The sequence below is a fragment of the Halorubrum ruber genome (assembly GCF_018228765.1).
Classification (GTDB): Archaea; Halobacteriota; Halobacteria; order Halobacteriales; family Haloferacaceae; genus Halorubrum; species Halorubrum ruber.
Genome location: NZ_CP073695.1, coordinates 2,548,346 through 2,565,669, shown reverse-complemented (window position 1 = coordinate 2,565,669; position 17,324 = coordinate 2,548,346). Strand labels below are relative to the sequence as shown.

Below are 17,324 nucleotides of genomic sequence, written 5' to 3'. Positions count from 1 at the left end.
CGCCCTACAGCAGGTCGTCGAACTCCTTGTACCGGGTGATGTCGACGCCGTCGTCGGTGACGACCGCGACGTTGATCCCGTTGCCGGACGCGAGGTCGCGCTCGACGGCGGACTGGATCGCCTTCGCGGCGATGGTCTTCGCCTCGTCGATGGTGACCTCGTCGTCGTACTCCTGCTCTAAGACACCGAGCGCGTACTGCGACCCGGAGCCCGTGACGGTGTACTCCTCCTCGGTCGTGCCGCCGAGGGCGTCGATGGAGTAGATGTGCGCGCCCTCGTCGTCGACGCCGCCCAGGATCGGCTGGACGACGAAGAACGCGCCGGAGCGGAGGAGGTTGCCGGTTAGCGTCGACAGCGCCTCCATCGACATGTCCTTGCCGCGGCGGGCCTCGTAGAGGCTCGTCTCGGCGCGGAGCGTCGAGATGAGGTTCTGGGCGGCCGAGACGGAGCCGGCGATGGTGAGGGCGCCGCGCGGGTGGATCTCCTCGACCTTCTGGACGTCCTTCGAGGAGACCATGCCGCCGAGGGAGGCGCGCATGTCGGTCGCCATCACGACGCCGTCGTCGGCCTTGATGCCGACGGTCGTGGTCCCGGTCTTCATCTCGCCGTCCTCCTCCGCCTTGGCGGCGCGGCGCTCGCTGTGTTCGAACTCGCCGAGCTCCGGTCCGAAGACGGGCTGGTCGCGGCCTAAGTCGGCGGCCGGCCCATCGGAGAGGTCGCCAGTCGGTGTTCGCATTACACGCTCGTTGGCTCGGCGCGCTGATAAAGGCAACCCTTCGGGGGCCGCCGACCGGTTCCGACGGGCCTATCCGTCGCCGGGTTGCGACCGGTCGACGGCGACCGGACGGGCGCGCTCGAGACGGGGTGACGGGACGCCCGCACGATCGACGGCGCTGTCGCTCTGGGTCGGTTCGGCGTTCGGTCGGCTGGGCAAAACGAGCTACTGCGGGCGCGTGATCACTCCTCGGCGGCGGTCTCGAACGCCTCGGTGGTGGTCTCGACGAGTCGGCCGACGGGGACGTTGATACCGAGGCGCTGGCGCGCGAAGACGGCCACCGGGAACAGCGAGATCCCGGCGGCGACGGTCGCTTGGTGCAGCCCGAAGAGGGCCGCGGTTCGGATGCGGTCGAACATTGGACTTCTGCCCGAGCCGAACGCGGGGATATATAAATATCTTCCGTGCCTGTCCCCGAGAGTGACCCGACGCAGTCTTGCGGTTTCCGGTCATAAATTAACGATCCTGAAACTTCTCCCGTCCCGCGCCGATCGACGCGTATCCCAGCCCGGTTTGACCCCGTTTATCTCCATAACTTATGAGAATTCACGGCGGTTCGTGCGCCTCGCATCGGCGCTTCGCGTCGGCTCTGTCCCGCCGGCTCCGACCGCGTGTGGGTCGCACCGCGTCGGACCGAGCGAGAGCCGCGCCGGACCGAACGCGATATAACCGAGCGAACGCCTAACCGGTCGCGTGAAGAACGTCACGGACCGAACCCGGAATCCCTTCGGGATGCGCCCCGACTGCCCCTCGTTCGTCCCCGGCTACGGCGACGCCAACGCCGACTTCCACGTCGTCGGCGACTACCCCGGCGTCCACGGCGGGAGCGCGGCGGGCGTCCCCTTCACCGGAGAGGCGTGGTCGCCCGCGTTCCTGTCGGCGCTCGAAGCGGCCGGATTGATCGCGGGGCTCGCCGAGGGCGTCGCCCCCGACGGCGTCGCGCGCGAGGGCGACCCGACCGCGGTCGACCCCGTCTCGACCGACCGGACGTTCCTCTCGTACCTCCACATGTGCGAGAGCGAGGGGACCCCGGACGACGACGACTACGACGACATGGAGCGCTTCTTCGACGCCGAGCTCCGCGCCATCGCGGCCCACGTGCTGCTCCCGGTGGGCGCGCGGGCGACCGAACACGTCTTGGAGACCTACACCGCGCGGGCCTGGAAGACCGAGATCGACATGGACGCGCTCCATGGCGAGGAGCTGCTCGGCGCCGGCTGGCTCGTCGTCCCGATCAAAGATCCCGCCGACTGGTCGGACGGCGACGCCGACCGGCTCGTCGACTCGCTCGGGGAGCTTCGCTCGACCGACTTCCGACGCGAGAGCGACCTCGGGCGGTTCATCGCCGGCAGCGACCCGTACCTGGTCCGCTGACGCAGCGACCGCCGCCGAGTCCGCGAACCGGTCGGTTTTCGCCCGGATAATCGTTAACTTCCCCCAGCAAAGCGAGTCTCTGATACGGACATCTGGCAGTAATCGGTCTTATTCGCGGACGATCGTTTTCTTCTCGGCCGCGACAGAGTCATATTTGTCGCTACTGCCCGGATTTTATAGCCGTCCTGTCGACGTTTCAGTAGACGCCCGTTCGAACGGGCGTCGGCCGCAGGACTGGTACTCCGCGCGGCGACTTGGTCAGCTCCGGCCCTCACCGGCCGGTTTTTCATCGCTACACAGCGCCTCGACGTACTTCCCGACGTGGTCGTCCATCCGCCGCTTGTAGCCAGCCCGCCGCGCGAGCCGGTCGAGCTCGCGGGAGACGTACGTGCCGTACTGGACGGCCTTCTTGTCCGCGGCATGGACCGACTCCGGCACGCGCCCGGCCGCGACCCGGCGGAGGGCGACCTTCCGCTCGTCCCCGTCGACGAGCAGGTCGTCCGGGAGCGCCAGCGCGGCGGCGACGACCCGGTCGTCGAGCAGCGGCGTTACGGGCTCGACGCCGGCGGCGCGGAGCGCGAGGACGTCCCGCTCTAACTGGTCGGGTAGCGTGCGGACGGTCTCCGTCCGCGCCCCGCGGACGGTGTCGGCGTCGACGCGAGGGTCGTCCGCCGGGTCGACGACCTTGCTGTAGCCGCCGAACAGCTCGTCGGCGCCTTGGCCGATCGCGAGCCGGCCGAACCCGTCAGCCGCGGCCGCCTCGGCCGTCAGGTACAGCGGCACCGCGATGGCGACGTCCATCGGGTTCCGGCGACCGGTCGCGGCCGCGACTGCGCGGACGGCGCGCCGGAGGTCCTCGTGCGTGATCTCGACGACCCGCAGGTCGCGCTCCATGGCGCTCGCGGCGTCGCGCGCGGCCGCGACGTCGTGGCTCCCCTCGAAGCCGGCGACGTAGCAGGGGGCCTCGGGGACGGCGGCCGCGACGAGCCCGGAGTCGACGCCGCCCGAGAAGGCGACCGCGAGGCCGCCGTCGGAGGGCTCGTCGTCGACGGCGTCCACGGGCCGGGAAGTAGCGGCGAGGTCGTCGAGTGCCGCGCTCACCGCGTCGTCGACCGCCGACAGCGCGACCTCTCGGTCCGTTGTCGGCTCGGTGTCGGGGAGCCGCCAGACGCGTTCGGTCCCGCTTGCCGAGACGACGCTCCCGGCCGGGACCGGTTCCGGATCGTCGAGCGCGCCGCGGTCGAAGCTCCACGCGTCCGGGGCGGTCGGGTCCGACGGTGACTCGGGATCGAGCGCTTCCCGCTCGACGAACAGCGGCTGTCGGCCCAGGACGTCGCGGACGAGGACAGGCCCTTCGCGGCTCGGCGGGTCGTGGCCGGGAGAGTCGCGGTCCGGCGGGTCGGCCAGCAGGCCGGCGAAGCCGAGTCCGCCCGGGAGCGGGTCGCCGTCACGGAGGGCGACGCGGACGCGGTCCGCGGAGGCGCCGCGCAGTTCGGTAGGTTGCGGGGTCATCGTCGCGGTCACCGGAGGGCGTCGAGCGCGCGGAGCGCGCGGCGCTTGGCCCCGCCGCCGAACTGCCTGAGCGAGACCCGCCACGGGGTGCGCTTGCCGACGACGCTCGTCCGGCCGTCTGCGATGCCGTCGAGGATGGCGGCGGCGGAGCGCTCGTCGGCGCCCACCTCGGTCACCGCCTGCCCGACCATCTCGGAGATGTGGGCGTCGCTGCCGGCGGTCATCGGGAGGCCGTTGCGGACGGCGAACTTCTCGGCCTGTCGGTTCGAGCGTCCGGTGAACAGCCGGGAGTTGTACACCTCGAGGGCGTCGGCGCTCGCCAGCTGCTCGTCGCTGATGTGCGCGGCGACGCCGTGGCGGGACTTCTGGAAGGGGTGGGGGACGACCGCGATCCCGCCCTGATCGCGGATCCGATCGAGCGTCTCGTCGAAGGGGAGGCCGCTCTCGACGCGCTCCTCGATGCCGAACGCGAGGACGTGGCCGACCGCCGAGGTCACCTCCATGCCGACGATGCCGACGAGGCCGTAGTCGGGGGCCTTCTCGGCCGCCTCGATGCTGGCGTCGATCTCGTCGTGGTCGGTGACGGCGAGCGCGTCGAGCCCGACCGCGGCCGCCTGCTCCAAGAGGAGCTCGACCGGGTCGCGCCCGTCGTACGACAGCGCGGAGTGCGCGTGGAGCTCGACCGATAGCACACCCGACGGTTCGACCGTAGTCATAAAAAGCGCCCCGGTCTGCGCCGCTCTCCGCCGATTCGCGGCGGCTGAACCCCGCTCCGGCGATATGATATTTAAAAGAACGCGGTGGCGCGTGCCTGCGAGCGGCCGCCATCGGCGGCCGCGAGGAGCACGCGCGAGGGAGTCAGTCGCCGGAGCGAAGCGGAGGCGACTGACGAGGCTGGGGAGGTGAGAGGTGCTGTGCGGAGCGGTGCGGGGTGGGACTCAAAGGGGCAGCCGCGAGGGCGAAGCACGGCGACGTAAGCACTGTAGGGAGCGAACGAAGTGAGCGACCGAAGCGCGCAGCGAGCCGCGCGAGTCCTCGCGGCTGGGGCTTTGGCGGTGTTCGCCACAGATCCAGAATCAACTATTTATAAACGAGCGGCTGGGGCTTTGGCGGTGTCCGCCGTCGATCCGAAGTCAACCATTTATGCCAAATCGGTTGGCACGTTGGTGGTGTTCACCGCTGATCCGCCATCATCCATTTATAAGGCTTTGTTGATATACTCAGAGACTGATAGTTTCACACCCTCAATCGCTCAGTACAGACGTAGCGACGAGCGATTTCGGGAGTAGGTGTAGTACATTGTGAGCGAGGTTATTTATAAACCAGAGCGCGGTGTTGCTGTCGGCTGTTTATAAATGGTCGACGCTACTGCGGCGAGTGCCTCCAAAGCCCCAGCCGTCGAGGCGGGCGGACGCTCGCTGTGCTCCTCGTCACTCGCGTTGCTCGTTCCTGCGGTGCTTACTTCGCCTCCGCCCGCCTCGACGGCTGCCCCTTTGAGTCCCACCCCGCACCGCTCAGCACCGCACCTCACGCCTCCCCAGCCTCGCGGTTCGCGCTCTCCGAGCGCTCACCGCGTCCCTCGCGGGCTGGCTCGCGGCCTCCGCTTCGCTCCGGCCGCTCGCAGGCGCGCCACCGCACTCTTTTTATAAACGGGCGTCGGCGCCGCTGGCGACTATTTAAATATCGAATCGCTGCTACCGATCTGCGGAACTCACTCCCGAAACCGACCAAGAAGCACTCTTCAGCGAGCGGCTGTTCCAGACGATAATGTGTCTGAAGAATAGGGTTTCAACAGAGCTATTTATAGGCAATCAGTCGGATCAACGACCCCTGAAAAATACATCTCGGTTACCGATTAGAACGCGCTCTCGCCCACCGTCTTCCGGTAGGTCGCCCGGCCGGTGTGCGCCGAGTCGTCCCACGACTCCACGTCGACGATGATCCGAGTGTTGATCGCGTCCGCCGGCGCGTCCTCGATCCGCAGCGTCGAGTCGCCGATGCGGGCGACGTGGCCGCCGTTCTCCTCGCCGGTCACCATCACTTCGAGGACGTCGCCGGCCGCGTAGTCCGGCGTCGACCCGCGGAACGACCAGCCGGCGAGGAACTTGTCGAAGACGCTCACGCGCGCGACACCTCCTCGGAGACGCGGTCGGGAATGTACTCCCGCCCGAAGCCGGTGATCGCGGCGAGGACGAAGATCGCCACGAGGAACCAGCCGTGGAACACGTACGGCACGACCTCGATCGGGTTGACGACCATCTCGGGGCCGTACTCGGCGCCGAGGCCGTCGGGGCCGACCATCACCTGGTACCCCACGAGCACGCCGCCGGCCCACGGGAAGATGTAGCCGAGCGCGGAGGTGTTGGCGTCTAAGATGTTCGCGCGCCGGTAGCCGTTGATGTTGAACTTCTCGCCGATGCGGGCGACGTACGGGGCGATCGCGATCTCCGCGGCGGTGTTGATCGTGATCATCCCGTTGATCGTCGCGGTGCCGAGGACCATCGTCAGCTCCGCCCGGCGGACCGTCGTCGCGACGCGGTCGAGGAGGAACGTCTGGATCGCCTCGAAGCCGCCGCCGCGGATCATGATCTGCGCCATCGCGACGATCAGGAGCGTGAGGACGATGAGCGGGAAGAACCCGACTGCGCCGGAGTAGAGGCTCCCGCCGACGCCCGCGGTCTCACCGACCTCGACGACCGGCAGCCCGGAGAGCGAGCCGGCCTCGGTGACGGTGAAGGCGACGATGTCGCTCGCGCTCGACAACCCGAACAGGAGGTTGAAGGCGATCGCCACGAGCAGCCCCCACGAGATCGCCTCGACGATGTGGCGCCCGGCGACCGCGGTGACGATGACGATCCCCATCGAAAGCAGGTGGACCAAGCCGAGGGCGTTCGCGGACTCGCGCAGCGCGACGGCGCCCTCAAGCTCCACGCCGGACATGACGGAGCCGGCGATCAGGTAGGCGGCGAACGCCGGGACCGCCGCCCCGATCGCGTACTTGAACCGCGAGGCGACGACGCCGCCGATGTCAGCGTCCTGCGTCACCGCGCTCACGATCGTCGTGTCGCTGACGGGCGCGAGGTTGTCGCCGAAGACGGCGCCCGAGAGGATCGCGGCGAACAGCAGCACGGGGTTCGCGCCGATGAGGACCCCGGCCGGGAAAAAGAGGGTGACGAACGCGACGGTCGCGCCGTAGCCCGTCCCGATGCCGGTCGCGAGGAGGCCGCAGAGGACGAACGCGGCCGCCGGGAACGTCGCGGCGCCGACGTTCAGGGCGTCGGCCGCGAAGATGAGCCCCTCGACGAAGCCGCCGACCTGGAGCGTCTGGGCGAACATCCCGGCCCACAGCCACGCGACGATGGCGGTCGCGGCCACGCGCTGGGTCATCCCCTCGAAGATCGTGTCGGCGTACCTCTTCCAGTCCCCGCGGACGAGGAACATGCCGAGTGTCGTCCCGATCAGCGCGCCGACGACGAGCCCGTTGGTGTCGCCGATGCCGAGGACGCCGCTCTGGAAGATCGCCCAGCCGATGAAGAAGGCGAGCGGGACCGTGCTCGCCCACTTCCCGCCGCGGAACTCGATCCGCGGGTCGTCGCTGTTCTGCTCGCCGACGCCGAACTCGCTCCCGTCGGGCGGGTCTCCGCCGTCGGCCGCCGGCGGAGCCGCGTCTCTGGTTTCGGTCATCTGTCGGTCACACCGCTCCGAACATCGACTACTCACCTAAATCCTCCCTTCCGCGGAGCGCTCGCGCGGAACAAAACCACCGACGACGGGGAGCGAACCGGCGGACGGCGAGAGCGCTGGAACGCGCCCGCCACTCCGCCCCACAAGAACACGCTTAAGAACCCGGACGGCGACTCCGCAGACGGGAACAGCACAGCTGCAGATCCGACTCGCCGGGGCCCTTTCGCCCGCGGCTTGGGAATGTAGCAGTGCGCCGACGCCTCCGGCGTCGCGGTCGGGCGGGCCGCTCGCGCGGCCCGTCCGGTCGGATCGCTCGCTTCGCGAGGGATTCGTAGCCGCGCCGCGCGGAGTCGCGGTCACGTTGCGGTTGTGCCGTTCCAACCAGACAGACAATGGCACGAATGCACACGCGCCGTCGCGGTTCGTCCGGTTCGGACAAGCCGGCGACGGACGAGACCCCGGAGTGGAGCGACGTCGACGCCGAGGACATCGAGTCCCGCGTCGTCGAACTGGCGGAGCAGGGCCACGACCCCAGCGTCATCGGCCTCAAGCTGCGCGACGAGGGCGTCAAGGGCGTCCCGGTCCCCGACGTGAAGCTGGCGACCGGCAAGAAGGTCACCGAGATCCTCGAGGAGCACGACGCCGACGCGGACATCCCCGAGGACCTCCGCAACCTCATGTCGCAGGCGATCCGCCTGCGCGAGCACATGGAGGAGAACGGGCAGGACCACCAGAACAAGCGCGCGCTCCAGAACACGGAGTCGAAGATCCGCCGCCTCGCGAACTACTACCGCGGCGACGAGATCGACGAGGAGTTCACGTACACCTACGAGAACGCCGTCGAGTACCTCGAGGAGTAAGCGCCCCGACGCGGCGACAGCGGCCCACGAGACCCCACCACCCATGACCGAAGCGACGTCCGCCACGCCCGCCCCCGACGCGCTCGCCGGCGTCCTCGCAGACGCGCCGTTCGTCCGGCTCGTCGCGACCGACGACGGCGACGCGCTGGCAGCCGCGGGGCTGCTCGCGCGAGCGCTCCGAGCGACGGGCACGCCGTTCCAGGCGCGCGTCGACCCCGACCCGGTCCCCAACGACGTCGACGACGGCGTCGCGGTGGCCGTCGGCGTCGACCGCGGCCCGCACGCGATCCCCGGGACGGGACGGCCGGCCAGCACGGCGGCCTTCGCGGTCGCTCGCGCCCTCGGCGTCGAGCCCGACCCCGTGGTCGCGCTCGCCGGCGTCGTCGCGGCCGGGTCGATCCCCGGTGCCGACGGCTCCGGCGACGCGCTCGACGCCGCGGAGCGGGCTGACCGCGTCGAGCGGCGCCCCGGCGTCGCGCTCCCGGTCTCGGGAACGGTCGACGAGGAACCGTCCCGAGCGGAGGCCCTCGCGGCCTCGACGCTCGCGCGGACCCGGTACTCCGGCGACCCCGAGGCGGCGCGCGAGGCGCTCGCCCCCCTCGAACTCCCGACCGACCCCGACGCCGACGACCGCCGACGCTTCGCGTCGCTGGTCGCGGTCGACGCGGTCGACGGCGACGACGCGAGCGAGCGCGCGGCCTCGGCGGTCGAGCGCGCGCTCCGCCCGTACGCGACGGACGGCCCGTTCGAGACGGTCGGCGGCTACGCCGACGTGCTCGACGCGCTCGCCCGGGAGGCGCCCGGGACGGGCGTCGCGCTCGCGCTCGCGAGCGACCCGGACCCGTCGCTCCGGACGGCCGCGCTCGACGCGTGGCGCCGCCACGGACTGGCGGCCCACCGCGCGCTCGACGCCGCGACGGTCGGCCGGTACGACGGCTGCGTCGTCGCCCGCGTCGACGCCGCGGCGGTCGACGGGTCGCCCGCGATCCTGCCGACGGTCGCCCGGCTCGTCCGGGACTTCCGGTCGCCGGAGCCCGTCGCGGTCGCGCTCGACGAGACCGCGGGCCGGCTCGCGGCCGCCGCGACCGGTGGGGGCCGCACAGCGGGCGACGCGGTCGGCCTCGGCGACGCCTGCCGGACCGCCGCCGGCGAGGTCGGCGGCGACGGCTGGGGGGCCCCCGAACGCGGCGGCGTCTCGGTCGACGACGGCGACGTCACCGCGGCGCTGGCCGCGCTCAGGGAGGCGATCTGAGATGACCGAGGAGATCCGCCGGACCGCGACGGTCCGGACGACGCACGCCGACGCCGCGACGGTCGCGGCCGCGCTCGGGCCGGACGAGACCGACTCGATGCGCACGCGCGTCGACGGCGACGTCGTCGCCTGTACCGTCTCGCGCCCGACGACCGGCGGGCTCCAGTCGACGCTGGACGACCACCTCGTGAACCTGCGCGTCGCCGATCGCGTGATCGAACGCGCTCGGTCGCATCTCGCCGCAGACGCTGACTCCACCGACGCACTCGACTCCACAGACGAACCGCAGACGACCGACACCGACACACAACCCGACACATGAGCGAACGATCCGTATCCAAGAGCAGAGAACAGAAGCGCTGGTACACCGTGCTGGCGCCCGAACAGTTCGACCGACAGGAGCTCGGCGAGACGCTCGCCGAGGAGCCCCAGCAGGTCGTCGGCCGCACGATCACGACGACGCTCGACCAGCTGACGGGCGACTCCAACGCGAACAACACGAAGCTGACCTTCAAGATTACCGACGTCGGCAGCGACTCGGCGTACACCGAGTTCATCAAGTACGAGCTGACGCGCGACTACCTGCGCTCGCTCGTCCGCCGCGGCGCCTCGAAGGTCGAGGCGTCGATCACGGTGCTGACGACGGACGACTACCGCGTCCGCGTCCAGCCCGTCGCGCTGACGACGAAGAAGGCCGACCGCTCGCAGGAGAAGGCGATCCGCCGCGTGATGATCGACAAGGTCCACGCCGCCGCCGAGGAGCGGACCTTCGAGGCGTTCGTCGACGCGATCGTCGACGGGAACCTCTCGTCGGCCATCTACGGCGACGCCAAGGAGATCTACCCGCTCCGCCGCGTCGAGGTCCAGAAGCTGACCCTCGAAGCGCGCCCGCGCGAGGTCGCCGCCGAAGAGGAGGCCGCCGTCGACGTCGACGCCGACGAAGTGGCCGTCGACGCCGACGAGTAACGTCTCGCCGCGCGGACCGACGCGATTTCTCCATTTATAAATCCCGTAGCGGCGGCGCCGCCGCGAGACCGAAAGTGCGTCGCGCGGTACTTCTGTTTATAAACTGAACCGCGGTGGCGCGCCTCCGAGCGGCCGCCAGAGGCGGCCGCGAGGAGCCCGCGAGGGAGTCAGCCGCCCGGAGCGAAGCGGAGGGCGGCTGACGAGGCTGGGGAGGCGTGAGGTGCGGTTGCTGTGCGGGGTGGGACTCAAAGGGGCAGCCGGGAGGCGGGCGCAGGCGACGTAAGCACCGCAGCGAAGGAGCGATAGCGACTGAGCGAGGAGCGCAGCGAGCGTGCGCCCGCCTCCCGGCTGGGGCTTTGGAGGTGTTCATCGCTGATCCGCAATCAACGATTTATAAGCGAGCGACTGGGGCTTTGGCGGACTCCACCGCCGACCTGCGACCGACTATTTATAAACAGCCACTCATCTCACGGCTCGCGTCAGCTGCTTTCGGTACGGCTCGAACCCCCGTTTCTCGTAGAACGCTGCCGCGCGCTCGTTGTCGACGTCCACGTCGAGGCGGAGTTCGCCGCAGTCCTGCTCGCGCGCATCTGCCTCTGCTCGCTCCAGCAACCGGTCCGCCAACCTACTCCCCCGAAACGACTCGTCCACGTAGATATCGCCGATCACGAGCCGGTCAGGGCGGTCGAACACCGCGGGGCACGCGTCGACGCTCGTCGAGACGAACGCGACGAGGTCGCGGTCCGGGTCGGGAACGTCGACGGGAGCGGGCTTCTCGGGATCGAGTACCCCGGAATCGACGTCGCCCGGACCGACTTCCGAATCGACCGCGACGACCCACAGGCGGCGGTCCGCGTTCTCGCGGAGCAGGTCGCGTCGAAACGCCGCCTCGGCTGCGATCAGCTCCTCGTCGGGCCGGTCGGCAAGCGCGTGGCTCTCCGCGGTCGCCGCGAGGTCGCGGTGGTAGGGGAGCCACAGCTCGGCGGCGTAGCGGCGGAGGGCGTCCTCGTCGGTCGGCAGCCGTCGGATCTCCATACGACGGGCACCGGAGCGGGCGACATACGCTTTCTGGGTGCGTGCGATCCGTCCGCATCCGCCGATATTCGGGAGACGAAAGCTTGAAACGCCGCTCGCCCGACTTCTCGGGTATGGAACTGCGGGTCATCGAGAAGACCGACACGGAACTCCACATCGAGATCGCGGGCGAGGACCACACGTTCATGAACGTGCTGAAGGGCGCCCTGCTGGAGTCGGACGACGTCGCGGCCGCGACCTACGACATGAACCCCGAGCAGTCCGGGGGCCAGACCGAGCCCGTCCTCACCGTCAAGGCCGAGGAGGGCGACCCGCTCGACGTGCTCGCGGACGCCGCCGGGTCGATCACCGAGCGAACCGACGCGCTGCGCGACGCGGTCCGCGCGGCCTGAGCGCGGTCAGCCTTCTTCGTCCGCCTCGTTCTTCTGGTTCGTTCCGCACGCCACGAGGGGCATACCTAAGTGCCGACTCCCGAAACGGGGGTGTATGCCGCCGAGCGTACTCATGCTGGGGTGGGGGTTCCCGCCGAACATCACCGGCGGGCTGGACGTCCACGTAGGGGAACTGTTCACCGGGCTCCGCGACGATCTCGGCGTCGACGTGACGCTGGTGTTGCCTGCGGAGTTCGCGCCCGACGACGAGCCGGGGCTCGAACCCGTCGAGACCGGGGAGGGCGACGTCGCGGCGCGCGTCGGTGAGCTCTCCGACCGCTTCGCCGAGCTCGCGCCCGACCACGACGTGATCCACACGCACGACTGGTTCGGGTACGGGCCCGGGCGCGCCGCGGCCCGCGAGTCCGACGCCACGTGGGTCTCCTCGTTCCACTCGCTGGCGAGCGACCGCAACATCGACCCGCCGAGCCGCGAGGTCGAGACGGAGCGCCGCCTCGCGAACGCGGCCGACACGAACGTCGCGGTCAGCGAGATCGTCCGCGAGGACATCCGGGAGCTGTACGACGCGGACTCACGGGTCGTGTACAACGGCTTCTCGACGCCGAAGTTCTCCGGGAAGGACGTGCGCGAGGACCTCGGTATCGACGGCGAGATGCTGTTCTTCGTCGGCCGCCACACGGACCAGAAAGGGATCTCCCACCTCCTGTACGCGACCAAGAAGCTGCGCGGCCGCGACGTGACGCTCGTCGTCGGCGGCTCGGGCCACCAGACCGAGCAGCTGAAGCGGTTCGCGGAGCTGCTCGGCATCGACGACCGCGTCGAGTTCGTCGGCTACGTCCCCGAGGCGGAGCTGGGCGACTACTACGCCGCCTCCGACGCGTTCGTCTCGCCATCCTACGCGGAGCCGTTCGGGATCACGATCACCGAGGCCTTAGAGGCGGGGACGCAGGTCGTCGCGACCCCATCGGGCGTCGCCGAGGTGCTCCCCGACGGCTGCCTCGTCGAGGTCGAGACGGACTCGGAGTCGATCGTCGACGGACTCATCGAGGCGCTCGACCGCGAGGAGCCGCCGGAGTACGAGCGCCGCGAGTGGAGCGACGTCGCCGAGGACACGCTCGCCGTGTACGAAGACGTCGCCTAATCGATCCGTACCCCCTCTTCGCGGAGCCTTCCGTCAGTCCCGCTCGCCCCGGAACACGTCGAACTCCGTCACCGGCTGCGGATGCGTGACCCGGAAGCCGTCCGCGGTCTCCATCACGCCGCGCGTGCTGCCGGTCGCCCCGCCGTACGGGCTCTCCTCGCCGCCCGCGCCGGCGCCCTGGTACGGCGAGGTGTACGGCGACCCGGAGACCGGGTCGTCGAACCCCTCGGGCGGGAGGTAGATCCGCTCGCCGCCTTCCGACCGCACGACGACGGCGACGTCTCTCGTGCCCGTCACGTCGATCACCGTGCGGTCCTCGGCGATCCGCGCGTCGACATTGATGTCGGTGTCGTCCATGTGGGCCCTTGCGACCGGGAGCGGTTTAGCTGTGCCGGCGGCGCGGCGGGAGTTGCGCTGTGAGCCGATGCGGATCTCGTCGCGGCAACCCTGTCGGTGGTGAATCCTTTTGTGCGGCGGCGCCGAACCTCGCTTCGATGGACGTCAACAGCCATGCCGAGGAGCTCGCCTCCGACCTCGGCGTCGACAAAGAGGAGGTCAAAGCCGACCTGGAGAACTTACTGGAGTACAGCGTCCCCATCGACGAGGCGAAACAGAGCGTCCGCCGGAAACACGGCGGCGGTGGCGGCGGGTCGTCGCCCACGCCCGACGCCGTCGACGTCGGCGAGATCACGACCGACCACGACGGCGTGACGGTCACCGTCCGCGTGCTGACGCAGGGGACGCGCACGATCCGGTATCAGGGCGACGACCTCACGATCCGCGAGGGAGAGATCGCCGACGAGACCGGCGTGATCTCCTACACCGCCTGGCAGGACTTCGGCTTCGAGCCGGGCGACTCGCTGACGATCGGCAACGCCGGCGTCCGCGAGTGGGAGGGCGCACCGGAGCTCAACCTCAACGACTCGACGACGGTCGCCATCGCCGACGAGGAAGTCGAGGTCGATCACGAAGTCGGCGGCGACCGCAGCCTCGTCGACATCGCGGCCGGCGACCGCGGCCGCAACGTGGAGGTCCGCGTGCTGGAGGTCGACGAGAAGACCATCTCCGGGCGCGACGGCGAGACGGAGATCCTCGAAGGGGTCGTCGGCGACGAGACGGCGAAGCTCCCGTTCACCGACTGGCAGCCCCGTTCCGAGATCGAGGCCGGCGCGGACCTCCGGATCGAGGACGTGTACGTCCGGGAGTTCCGCGGCGTCCCCTCGATCAACCTCACCGAGTTCTCGACGGTCACCCCACTCCCCGACCCGGTCGAGGTCGCGGAGGACGCGCCCCGGCTCTCGGTCGCCGACGCGGTCGGCTCCGGCGGGATGTTCGACGTCGAAGTCGTCGGTAACGTCTTGGAGGTCCGGGACGGCTCCGGGCTCATCGAGCGCTGTCCGGAGTGCGGCCGCGTCGTCCAGAACGGCCAGTGCCGGAGCCACGGAGACGTCGACGGCGAGGACGACCTCCGGGTGAAGGCCATCCTCGACGACGGCACCGACACGGTGACGGTCGTCTTGGACGACGAGCTCACCGCCGAGGTGTACGGCGGCGGCCTCGACGAGGCGCTCGCCGCCGCGAAGGACGCGATGGACAAGGCGGTCGTCGCCGACGACATCGCGGACTCCCTCGTCGGGCGCGCCTACCGGGTCCGCGGGAACCTCTCGGTCGACGACTACGGCGCCACCCTCGACGCGGTCGAGTTCGAGCTCGCGGACGACGACCCGGCCGACCACGCCCGTGCCGCGCTCGCGGAGGTGGGCGAATGAGCGACGACGGGCCGGGCGCCCGAGAGGTCGCCTACCGGGTGTTCGCGGCCGAGTTCGACGACGCCTCGCTGTCGTACTCCGAGAGCGACGAAGAGCGCGCCCCGAACTACGTGGTCACGCCGACCGGCGCGCGCGTGAACCGCCTGTTCACCGCGGGCGTGCTCACCGAGGTCGAGCGCGTCAACGACGAGACGCGCCGCGGCCGCGTCGTCGACCCCTCCGGCGCGTTCGTCACCTACGCCGGCCAGTACCAGCCGGAGGCGCAGACCTTCCTCGAACGCGCGGAACCGCCGGCGTTCGTCGCGCTCACCGGCAAGGCGCGCACCTTCGAGCCCGAGGACTCCGACCGGGTGTTCACCTCCGTCCGCCCCGAGAGCCTCAACGAGGTCGACGCCGACACCCGCGACCGCTGGGTCGTCTCCGCCGCCGAGGCGACCCTCGACCGCCTCGCGGTGTTCGAGAAGGCGCTCGACTCCGACCTGCGCGGCGACGACCTCCGCGCGGCGCTGGAGGCAGGCGGCGCCCCCGCCCCCTCGCGGCGGGGATCCCGAAGTCGCTCGACCACTACGGCACGACCGCGGCCTACGCCGAGGCGGTCCGCCGGCTCGCGGTCGACGCGCTGGAGATGATCGCGGGCGACCGCGACGAGGTCCGCGCCCTCGACCTCGCCCCCGACGAGGGCGAGGCGACCGCGATCGGGCCGCTCCCCGACACCGACGTGACGGTCGCGCAGCCGGCGGCGGCGGTCGAAAGCAAGGAGGTCGCGGGCGAGGACGCCGGCGCCGAGCCGGAATCGTCCTCCGAGGAGATCGACGCCGACTCGACCGCGGAGTCGGAACAGACCGTGGACTCCGGCTCGATCGACGGCTCCGGCTCGATCGACGGCTCCGGCTCGATCGACGGCTCCGGCTCGACTGTCGATGCCGACTCGACCGCCGACACCGACTCGTCACTCGACGACTCGACCGAGACGGCGGTCGACGAGCCCCCCGAATCTCCGGCGGACGACACGTCCGAGCCGGAGTCGACCCCGGCCGCCGAGCCCGAGTCGCTCGGCGACAACGCGGGTGACTCCACCGAGAGCGGCGCCGCGACCGACGAGGACGGCGGCGCGGCCGGCGAGGGCGGACTCGGCGACTTCGACGCCGACGGCGACGCGGACCTCGATCCGGACGCCGACGGCGACGCGGACGCGACCCCGGACCTCGATCCGGACGCGGACGCCGACGACATGTACCAGCTCGACGAGGAGGAGCGCGAGGAGATCGAGTCGGAGTTCGGCACCGACTTCTCGACCGGGACCGAGGTCGACGAGCCCGGTGAGGCCGACATCGACGTGCCCGACCCGGAGGAGCTCGCCGAGGAGGCCGAGGACCCCGCCGCGGCCGCGGAGGAGGCGGTCGCGCCCGGTACTGAAAACGACGGGGCCGACGCGGCCGACTCCGCGACCGCCGCCGACAGCGAGGCCGAGGCCGAAACCGAGGCCGATACCGACGGAGACGCCGGCGACGTCGACCTCGAAGCCGCGGCGGTCGCGGCGATGGGCGACCTCGACGACGGCGACGGTGCGCCCCGCGAGGCGGTCGTCGAGCGCGTCGCCGCCGAGCACGGCGCCGACCCCGGCGCGGTCGAGGACGCCATTCAGGACGCGCTGATGAGCGGGCAGTGTTACGAGCCCGGCGACGGGCTGCTCAAGCCGATCTGATGGGCGACGCGCCAGCCGTCGAACCGGTGGTCGGCGAGCCGGCGGCCGTGGCGGACCTCGGCGACGAGCGCGCGTTGCTTGTCGCCGATGTCCACGCCGGCATCGAGGTCGGCCTGCGCTACGAGCGCGGCGTCGAATTAGACTCGCGCGCCGACGAGCGCCGGGAGCGCCTCGTCGACCTGATCGCCGAGACCGGCGCGGACCGGCTCGTCGTCCTCGGCGACCTCGCGCACCGGATCGGCGCGCCCGACGGCGACGAGCGCGAGGAGCTGGAAACCCTGATCCGCGCCGTCACCGACCGCGTACCGATGACGCTCGTCGAGGGGAACCACGACGCGGGCGTCGCGGCGGCGTTCGCGGACGAGCTCGACGTGATCGGCGCCGGCGGGCGCGTGCTCGACGGCGACGTCGGCGTCGTCCACGGCCACACGTGGCCCGACCCCGTGCTCCTCGACGCCGACGTGGTCTGTACCGGCCACGAGCACCCGCAGGTCCGGCTGGAGGACGCCGTCGGCGGGTCGCGTGTCGAGCGCGCGTGGCTCCGCGGCGAACTCGACCCCGCGGCGTTCACCGAGGACGGCGCGGACGGCGTCGGGGACGCCCGCGACGCCGACCCACCCGAACTCGTCGTCTTCCCCGCGTTCAACGAGCGCTCCGGCGGCACGTGGGTGAACGTCGAGGGGCAGTCGTTCCTCGCGCCGTACCTCCCCGCAGCGCTGCCGCAGGCGGACGCGTACCTCCTCGACGGGACGCGACTCGGCGACTATCGCCGGATCTGAGCGCCGCGGGCCGGTCTCCTCGGCGTGCCGTCACGGGCGGGGACCGTTTTCCGCGCGAGCGGGAGCGTTTTGCCCCGCGG

General features: G+C 70.7%; 17 protein-coding genes and 1 pseudogene. 10 read left to right on the top strand and 8 right to left on the bottom strand.

What is annotated here, in order from left to right:
- Nucleotides 1-4 precede the first annotated feature (4 nt).
- Together psmB and J7656_RS12665 are read right to left on the bottom strand one after the other, a co-directional pair.
- Nucleotides 5-736, bottom strand: a complete 732-nt coding sequence (psmB, locus tag J7656_RS12670; RefSeq protein WP_211553473.1) for an archaeal proteasome endopeptidase complex subunit beta — start codon at nt 734-736, stop codon at nt 5-7.
- A 221-nt stretch (nt 737-957) separates the two neighbouring features.
- Nucleotides 958-1,134 (bottom strand): hypothetical protein, encoded by a 177-nt coding sequence (locus J7656_RS12665; RefSeq protein WP_017342546.1) that lies wholly within the window; start codon nt 1,132-1,134, stop codon nt 958-960.
- A 334-nt stretch (nt 1,135-1,468) separates the two neighbouring features.
- Between J7656_RS12665 and J7656_RS12660 the strand changes: the two genes are divergently transcribed.
- Nucleotides 1,469-2,149: a uracil-DNA glycosylase family protein gene (locus J7656_RS12660; RefSeq protein ID WP_211553471.1), complete on the top strand. Its 681-nt coding sequence runs from the start codon at nt 1,469-1,471 to the stop codon at nt 2,147-2,149.
- A 258-nt stretch (nt 2,150-2,407) separates the two neighbouring features.
- Here the strand turns inward: J7656_RS12660 and J7656_RS12655 are convergent, their stop codons facing one another.
- The 4 genes from J7656_RS12655 to J7656_RS12640 all read right to left on the bottom strand — a co-directional run bounded on the left by J7656_RS12655 (nt 2,408) and on the right by J7656_RS12640 (nt 7,345).
- Complete coding sequence (locus tag J7656_RS12655; protein ID WP_211553469.1) at nt 2,408-3,661, bottom strand: asparagine synthase C-terminal domain-containing protein; 1,254 nt, start codon at nt 3,659-3,661, stop codon at nt 2,408-2,410.
- 8 nt (nt 3,662-3,669) lie between these two features.
- On the bottom strand, nt 3,670-4,353 hold the full coding sequence (locus J7656_RS12650; RefSeq protein WP_017342549.1) for a PHP domain-containing protein: 684 nt from the start codon (nt 4,351-4,353) through the stop codon (nt 3,670-3,672).
- Between the two features lie 1,163 nt (nt 4,354-5,516).
- On the bottom strand, nt 5,517-5,783 hold the full coding sequence (locus J7656_RS12645; RefSeq protein ID WP_017342550.1) for a DUF7513 family protein: 267 nt from the start codon (nt 5,781-5,783) through the stop codon (nt 5,517-5,519).
- A complete protein-coding gene (locus tag J7656_RS12640; RefSeq protein ID WP_211553468.1) occupies nt 5,780-7,345 on the bottom strand; it encodes a Na+/H+ antiporter NhaC family protein in 1,566 nt (521 codons plus the stop codon). The genes J7656_RS12645 and J7656_RS12640 overlap by 4 nt, the downstream gene beginning before the upstream one ends.
- Nucleotides 7,346-7,737: 392 nt before the next feature.
- Between J7656_RS12640 and J7656_RS12635 the strand changes: the two genes are divergently transcribed.
- From J7656_RS12635 to J7656_RS12620, 4 genes are read left to right on the top strand one after another with little or no spacing between them, the layout of a single operon-like run.
- The gene (locus J7656_RS12635) at nt 7,738-8,205 is read left to right on the top strand and encodes a 30S ribosomal protein S15 (protein ID WP_026046173.1); all 468 of its coding nucleotides are present in this window, start codon (nt 7,738-7,740) and stop codon (nt 8,203-8,205) included.
- A 43-nt stretch (nt 8,206-8,248) separates the two neighbouring features.
- Nucleotides 8,249-9,457, top strand: coding sequence for an exonuclease RecJ (locus J7656_RS12630; protein ID WP_211553466.1), 1,209 nt, complete (start codon nt 8,249-8,251; stop codon nt 9,455-9,457).
- A 1-nt stretch (nt 9,458) separates the two neighbouring features.
- Entirely contained in the window at nt 9,459-9,779 is a 321-nt protein-coding gene (locus tag J7656_RS12625) for a KEOPS complex subunit Pcc1 (RefSeq protein WP_211553464.1), read from the top strand.
- A complete protein-coding gene (locus J7656_RS12620; RefSeq protein ID WP_017342555.1) occupies nt 9,776-10,423 on the top strand; it encodes a 30S ribosomal protein S3ae in 648 nt (215 codons plus the stop codon). Before J7656_RS12625 ends, J7656_RS12620 begins: the two co-directional genes overlap by 4 nt.
- 462 nt (nt 10,424-10,885) lie before the next feature.
- Here J7656_RS12620 and J7656_RS12615 read toward each other — a convergent pair whose 3' ends face one another.
- The gene (locus tag J7656_RS12615) at nt 10,886-11,458 is read right to left on the bottom strand and encodes a GNAT family N-acetyltransferase (RefSeq protein WP_017342556.1); all 573 of its coding nucleotides are present in this window, start codon (nt 11,456-11,458) and stop codon (nt 10,886-10,888) included.
- 113 nt (nt 11,459-11,571) lie between these two features.
- On the opposite strand from J7656_RS12615, the gene J7656_RS12610 reads away from it, so the two are divergent.
- Both J7656_RS12610 and J7656_RS12605 read left to right on the top strand, forming a co-directional pair.
- Nucleotides 11,572-11,850, top strand: coding sequence for a DNA-directed RNA polymerase subunit L (locus J7656_RS12610; RefSeq protein WP_004596453.1), 279 nt, complete (start codon nt 11,572-11,574; stop codon nt 11,848-11,850).
- Between the two features lie 112 nt (nt 11,851-11,962).
- Entirely contained in the window at nt 11,963-12,991 is a 1,029-nt protein-coding gene (locus tag J7656_RS12605; RefSeq protein ID WP_017342557.1) for a glycosyltransferase family 4 protein, read from the top strand.
- A 33-nt stretch (nt 12,992-13,024) separates the two neighbouring features.
- Here the strand turns inward: J7656_RS12605 and J7656_RS12600 are convergent, their stop codons facing one another.
- Entirely contained in the window at nt 13,025-13,348 is a 324-nt protein-coding gene (locus J7656_RS12600; RefSeq protein ID WP_017342558.1) for a DUF7510 family protein, read from the bottom strand.
- A 137-nt stretch (nt 13,349-13,485) separates the two neighbouring features.
- Between J7656_RS12600 and J7656_RS12595 the strand changes: the two genes are divergently transcribed.
- From J7656_RS12595 to J7656_RS12585, 3 genes and pseudogenes are all read left to right on the top strand, one after another.
- On the top strand, nt 13,486-14,760 hold the full coding sequence (locus tag J7656_RS12595; RefSeq protein ID WP_017342559.1) for a Single-stranded DNA binding protein: 1,275 nt from the start codon (nt 13,486-13,488) through the stop codon (nt 14,758-14,760).
- Nucleotides 14,757-16,465, top strand: a pseudogene (locus J7656_RS12590) (hypothetical protein). The gene J7656_RS12595 and the pseudogene J7656_RS12590 overlap by 4 nt, the downstream one beginning before the upstream one ends.
- Nucleotides 16,465-17,244, top strand: a complete 780-nt coding sequence (locus J7656_RS12585) for a metallophosphoesterase (RefSeq protein ID WP_017342561.1) — start codon at nt 16,465-16,467, stop codon at nt 17,242-17,244. The pseudogene J7656_RS12590 and the gene J7656_RS12585 overlap by 1 nt, the downstream one beginning before the upstream one ends.
- Nucleotides 17,245-17,324 lie beyond the last annotated feature (80 nt).

Bases quoted from the DNA above. Each gene is read 5' to 3' on its own strand.
- psmB (WP_211553473.1), bottom strand. From the start codon at position 736: ATGCGAACACCGACTGGCGACCTCTCCGATGGGCCGGCCGCCGACTTA.
- J7656_RS12665 (WP_017342546.1), bottom strand. From the start codon at position 1,134: ATGTTCGACCGCATCCGAACCGCGGCCCTCTTCGGGCTGCACCAAGCG.
- J7656_RS12655 (WP_211553469.1), bottom strand. From the start codon at position 3,661: ATGACCCCGCAACCTACCGAACTGCGCGGCGCCTCCGCGGACCGCGTC.
- J7656_RS12640 (WP_211553468.1), bottom strand. From the start codon at position 7,345: ATGACCGAAACCAGAGACGCGGCTCCGCCGGCGGCCGACGGCGGAGAC.
- J7656_RS12635 (WP_026046173.1), top strand. From the start codon at position 7,738: ATGGCACGAATGCACACGCGCCGTCGCGGTTCGTCCGGTTCGGACAAG.
- J7656_RS12630 (WP_211553466.1), top strand. From the start codon at position 8,249: ATGACCGAAGCGACGTCCGCCACGCCCGCCCCCGACGCGCTCGCCGGC.
- J7656_RS12625 (WP_211553464.1), top strand. From the start codon at position 9,459: ATGACCGAGGAGATCCGCCGGACCGCGACGGTCCGGACGACGCACGCC.
- J7656_RS12620 (WP_017342555.1), top strand. From the start codon at position 9,776: ATGAGCGAACGATCCGTATCCAAGAGCAGAGAACAGAAGCGCTGGTAC.
- J7656_RS12615 (WP_017342556.1), bottom strand. From the start codon at position 11,458: ATGGAGATCCGACGGCTGCCGACCGACGAGGACGCCCTCCGCCGCTAC.
- J7656_RS12610 (WP_004596453.1), top strand. From the start codon at position 11,572: ATGGAACTGCGGGTCATCGAGAAGACCGACACGGAACTCCACATCGAG.
- J7656_RS12605 (WP_017342557.1), top strand. From the start codon at position 11,963: ATGCTGGGGTGGGGGTTCCCGCCGAACATCACCGGCGGGCTGGACGTC.
- J7656_RS12600 (WP_017342558.1), bottom strand. From the start codon at position 13,348: ATGGACGACACCGACATCAATGTCGACGCGCGGATCGCCGAGGACCGC.
- J7656_RS12595 (WP_017342559.1), top strand. From the start codon at position 13,486: ATGGACGTCAACAGCCATGCCGAGGAGCTCGCCTCCGACCTCGGCGTC.
- J7656_RS12585 (WP_017342561.1), top strand. From the start codon at position 16,465: ATGGGCGACGCGCCAGCCGTCGAACCGGTGGTCGGCGAGCCGGCGGCC.